Consider the following 4,192-nt stretch of genomic DNA (forward strand, 5'->3'; position numbering starts at 1 on the left):
CTCCGACGGGCAGAACCCGGACCACTCGCGCTCGAATACCTCCCAGTCGATCAGCCCGGCGAGCTTCGCCAGTTCGCGGCGCAGATAGATCATCTCGACCAGGCGGGGCCGCAGCTGGTCATTCTACGGGCTTGCGCCGTGACACTAACACGACGGTCCCTCGGATTATTCTGGCGGGCGGGAACGGGTGCTTCATCGGCGGCCGGAAATTGCAGGTGACCAGCTCCCCTGAAGAGCCGACGGTTTGAATGTCGCCTGCTCTCCAGACGAGGAGAGAGGCGATGCGGAAGAGCCGATTCAGCGAAGAGCAGATCATTGGCCTCCTGAAGGGGCACCAAGCCGGGCTGGGCGCCGTTGCTTCCTGCATTTCGAAGTAGAGTCCGCCCCAACCAGAACACGGAGAATGACGCGATCAAGGTTCACGGATTGGGGATGGGACCGTGGCCTCAAGGGGGCTCCGCAACCCCATCGGAACCAGATCACCGGGATGCTGAAGGAGCAGGAGGCCGGCATGGCGACGGGCCTGTCGTGCTTGATGCGGGTGGAAAATGGCGGCCAAATCGGTTGACCCGTTTCCGGGCCGTTGCCCGGCTGACGATCACGCCGCGCTCCGCCGTTCGGGCAGTCGCCCGGACCAATGGCGTTCATGCGCTCGCTCCTCGGCATCCGCCGTGCCGGGCGCGGACCGATGGCACGCGCAGACCGTGCAGACCGCGCCGGCAACGACCTAACGGGGGGAAGCGGTCGCCGTTCAAGCGCGGCATCACGGACGGTGCTCTCATTCCGGATGGCTGTCCAACAGAGACATCCCGGACAAGTAGGCAATGCCATTGGGCGCCTTGCTCCGACATTTCCCGTGTCCCGCGCAACGAAATCGCGGGACCACGCCGGCTGAGCCGCTATGCCCTTTTGACTCGGCGGGTCCGCGATTTCGTTGACGCATATCTGGAACAGCCTCTCAGCGGCCAAGCGATTGCGCGGGGCGCGGAAACCTCGTCGCGCCCCCTTCACCGCGCCTTCCTGGGGAAATGGCAGAGACGCCGATGAACCGTGCACCGGGGCTCAGGCTGCACCGGTTGCACCGCGACCTGCTTGCACGGAGGGAGGGCAGGATGCCGATCTCGGTGCTGCAGAGCCAACCGGCGCTGACCGGGCCCGGCCGGGACTCGGGGCGGTAGCGGGAGCTGTTCGGCGAGTTTCCCTCGCAAACGCGGTCCGGAAGCGCCGGATTGAGGCGGCCGACCGCCTTTTCAACCGGTTTGGCGGTATCTTCATACGGCACCGGTTTACTTTTCGGCACCTGCCGCGCAATGTTTCCATATGGCTTTCCGGAGGTACCTGCGACTTCTCCGGCGGTCGGGCATTCGGGAACGTGGGGGGAACCAATGCCGAAACGAACCGGACATATCGTGTCCGCAGGCCTGCCGTGCGTCGGCACCGCAGCTGCGGCGACTGGCCTTTTCAGGAATAGCGGCTCTCCAGCTGTTTCCGCAAGGAGTCCCGCGCCCGGGCGGACGGGGAACACTTTCCGCGCCGCGATGCTGGCGGCTTGCACCCTGGCATCGACAACCAGTGCGACCCGCGCGCAGGACGCCGCTGCCCAGGCCAACAACCCGCTGGCCAACGCCAGGGCGCTCAACCTGCAGAACTACTATATCGGCGAGCTCACCGGCGACGGCGACAAGGATGCCAACCAGTTCATCCTGCGCTTCGCGGCGCCGTTCTCCATCGGGGAAGGCAACTGGCTGATGCGGTTGTCGGTTCCGGTCGATACGCTGCCCGTCGGGGGCAACATGGGCGATGTCACCGGCCTCGGAGATATCGACGTCTTCGCGGCCTATCTCTTCGACACGGGCAACCCCGCGGTCAGCTTCGGGATCGGCCCGGAGATCGTCGCGCCCTCGGCCGGGGACGACCGGCTCGGCAATGAACAATGGCAGCTCGGCTTCGCCAATGTCTATTTCAACGCGGCCAGCAGCAAGTTCCAGTACGGCTACCTTCTGACCTACCGCAACGGCGTCGGCGACAGGAACGGCCGCGAGACGGTGCAGCTGGGGGCCTTCCAGCCCTTCGGATTCTACCAGCTGGGCGATGGCTGGTACACCGGCGGCGCCCCGGCATGGGCCTATGATTTCAAGAGCGGCAACTACAATGTCCCCCTCGGCCTGCGCCTGGGCAAGGTCATCCAGAGCGGTGGCACGGTCTTCAACCTGTTCGCGGAGCCTCAGTACAGCATCGCCCATGACGGCGACGGGCAGGCCCAGTGGCAGGTCTTCTTCGCCATGAACATGCAATTCTGATCCAGGCCCGGTCCCGCCGGCGCCGATGCGCGCGGATGACCGGGGCCTGATCAAGTTCAAAGGGAGACACCAGATGCGGAAACATATCGCCGCCACGGCATCGTGCCTTGCTCTGCTTGCCGGCGCTCCGGCAATCGCGCAGCAGTCCTCCGGCGTCCCGGAGCTGTCGATGCCGGATCCCGAAGCGATGCCGCAGGAAGAGTATGTCCGCATGCTCGCCCGCCAGGCCTTTGTCTGGGGCTGGCCGATGGTGAACATGCAGAACCGGCATGACCAGATCACCCAGGCGCCCGAGCCGGGCCTGCTGGGCGGCATTCTGCCCGTCGCGCCGCAGGGCCGGATCGCCATGCTGAGCGACTACATTCTGCCGTCGGAGACCTTCGTCGCCTGCCCGAACCAGGATGTCGTCTACGGGCTGGGCTTCTTCGATCTCAACGCGCAGCCGGTCATCGTCCAGGTGCCGGATTTCGGCGACCGCTTCTGGGTCTACGCGCTCTACGATGCACGGACCGACCAGTTCGGAGAGCTCGGGAAACCCTATGGCACGGCGCCGGGCTTCTACCTGCTCGCCGGTCCGGACTGGGACGGCGACGTGCCCGCGGGCGTGACGGATGTCCTCCGGTCCTCGACGGCATTGGCCAATGCGATCCCCCGCATCTTCAAGGACGACACGCCGGAAGATGCAGAGGCCGTGCAGGCATTGATCGACCAGGTGGTCGTCTATCCCCTGGACAGCTTCGACGGCACGATGAAGACCATCGACTGGAGCGAGGCCCCCGATATCCCCAATCCTGCCGCCGATGCGGGCGGCGGCGAAACCCAATGGGTGGTGCCGGAGAAGTACTTCGACCAATTCGGCAAGGTGCTGGCAACCGTGCCGCCGCTGCCGGGCGAGGAGGCCATGTATGCCCAGTTCAAATGGCTGCTGGACGTCGCCGCGAAAAGCGGAGACCTGAAGCAGGCCATCGCCGACGAGGCCGTCCAGGCGGACCGGGAGGTCATCCAGCCCTTCTTCCGCTGGGAGCATAACGGCCGGCCTGCGGGAAATGGCTGGAACCGCTCGGTCAACAATGCCGACTGGGGCCTCGACTATTTCGACCGGACGGGCACCGCCAAGTCGAACATGTTCGACAACCGTCCCAGCGAGACGCAGTACTTCTACACGGATTACGACGCCGGGGGGAACCAGCTCGAAGGGGCGCAGAGCTACACGGTCACCTTCGCTGCCGGGCAGGAACCGCCGGTTGACGGGTTCTGGTCGCTGACGCTCTACAACGACAGGCACCTCTTCGCCCCGAACGACCTGGACCGCTACTCGCTCGGCACCAAGAGCACGGGGATGCAGCGCAACGAGGATGGCTCCCTGACGATCCATGTCGGCCACGAGTCGCCCGGCGCGGCTCTGGAAAGCAACTGGCTGCCCGCGCCCGAAGGCGAATTCTCGCTCTATATCCGCGCCTATTGGGGGCAGGCGCCCATCACCGGCGGCACATGGCAGCCACCGGTCATCGAAGTGGCGGGCTGAGCCGCCGCGGATGGCGGAAAGGCTTCCGGCGCAGGTCCGCCTGCGCCGGCGGAATGACCAACAGAGGAACGGCCATGTCCAATCGCCTTCGCGCCACCTCGGCTCTGTGCCTGTTCTCGCTTGCCGTATCGACACTGTCCCCGGCCCTGGCCCAGTACGCTGGTCCGGCGCTGCCGCCGCTGGCGGCGCAGGTCAACGACGGCAACTGGCTGGCCGAGGAGGAGGCCCGGGACCTGCTGGCCGATCTGTTCTACCAGCGCGCGGTCCATGCCTGCATGACCATGCTGCCCGCGCTGAACGTGATCGGCATGCGCGACGGGTCCGAGGCCGAGTTCGGCGCGGGCTACAACGTGCTGCCGATCTGGAA

At 65.8% G+C, this 4,192-nt stretch carries 3 protein-coding genes; all 3 read left to right on the forward strand.

The annotated features are described in order from the left end of the window. Positions 1-1,538: 1,538 nt before the first annotated feature. Positions 1,539-2,300 carry a hypothetical protein gene (locus FGX59_RS36085; protein ID WP_138473376.1) on the forward strand — a complete coding sequence of 254 codons (762 nt, stop codon included), beginning with the start codon at positions 1,539-1,541 and terminating at the stop codon, positions 2,298-2,300. Between the two features lie 73 nt (positions 2,301-2,373). Continuing rightward, positions 2,374-3,825, forward strand: a complete 1,452-nt coding sequence (locus tag FGX59_RS36090) for a DUF1254 domain-containing protein (RefSeq protein WP_206078550.1) — start codon at positions 2,374-2,376, stop codon at positions 3,823-3,825. Positions 3,826-3,899: 74 nt separating this feature from the next. Further along, on the forward strand, positions 3,900-4,192 hold a 293-nt coding region (locus FGX59_RS36095), incomplete at its 3' end, for a hypothetical protein (protein ID WP_206078551.1).

The sequence above is a fragment of the Poseidonocella sp. HB161398 genome, assembly GCF_005870025.1.
Classification (GTDB): domain Bacteria; phylum Pseudomonadota; class Alphaproteobacteria; order Rhodobacterales; family Rhodobacteraceae; genus Mangrovicoccus.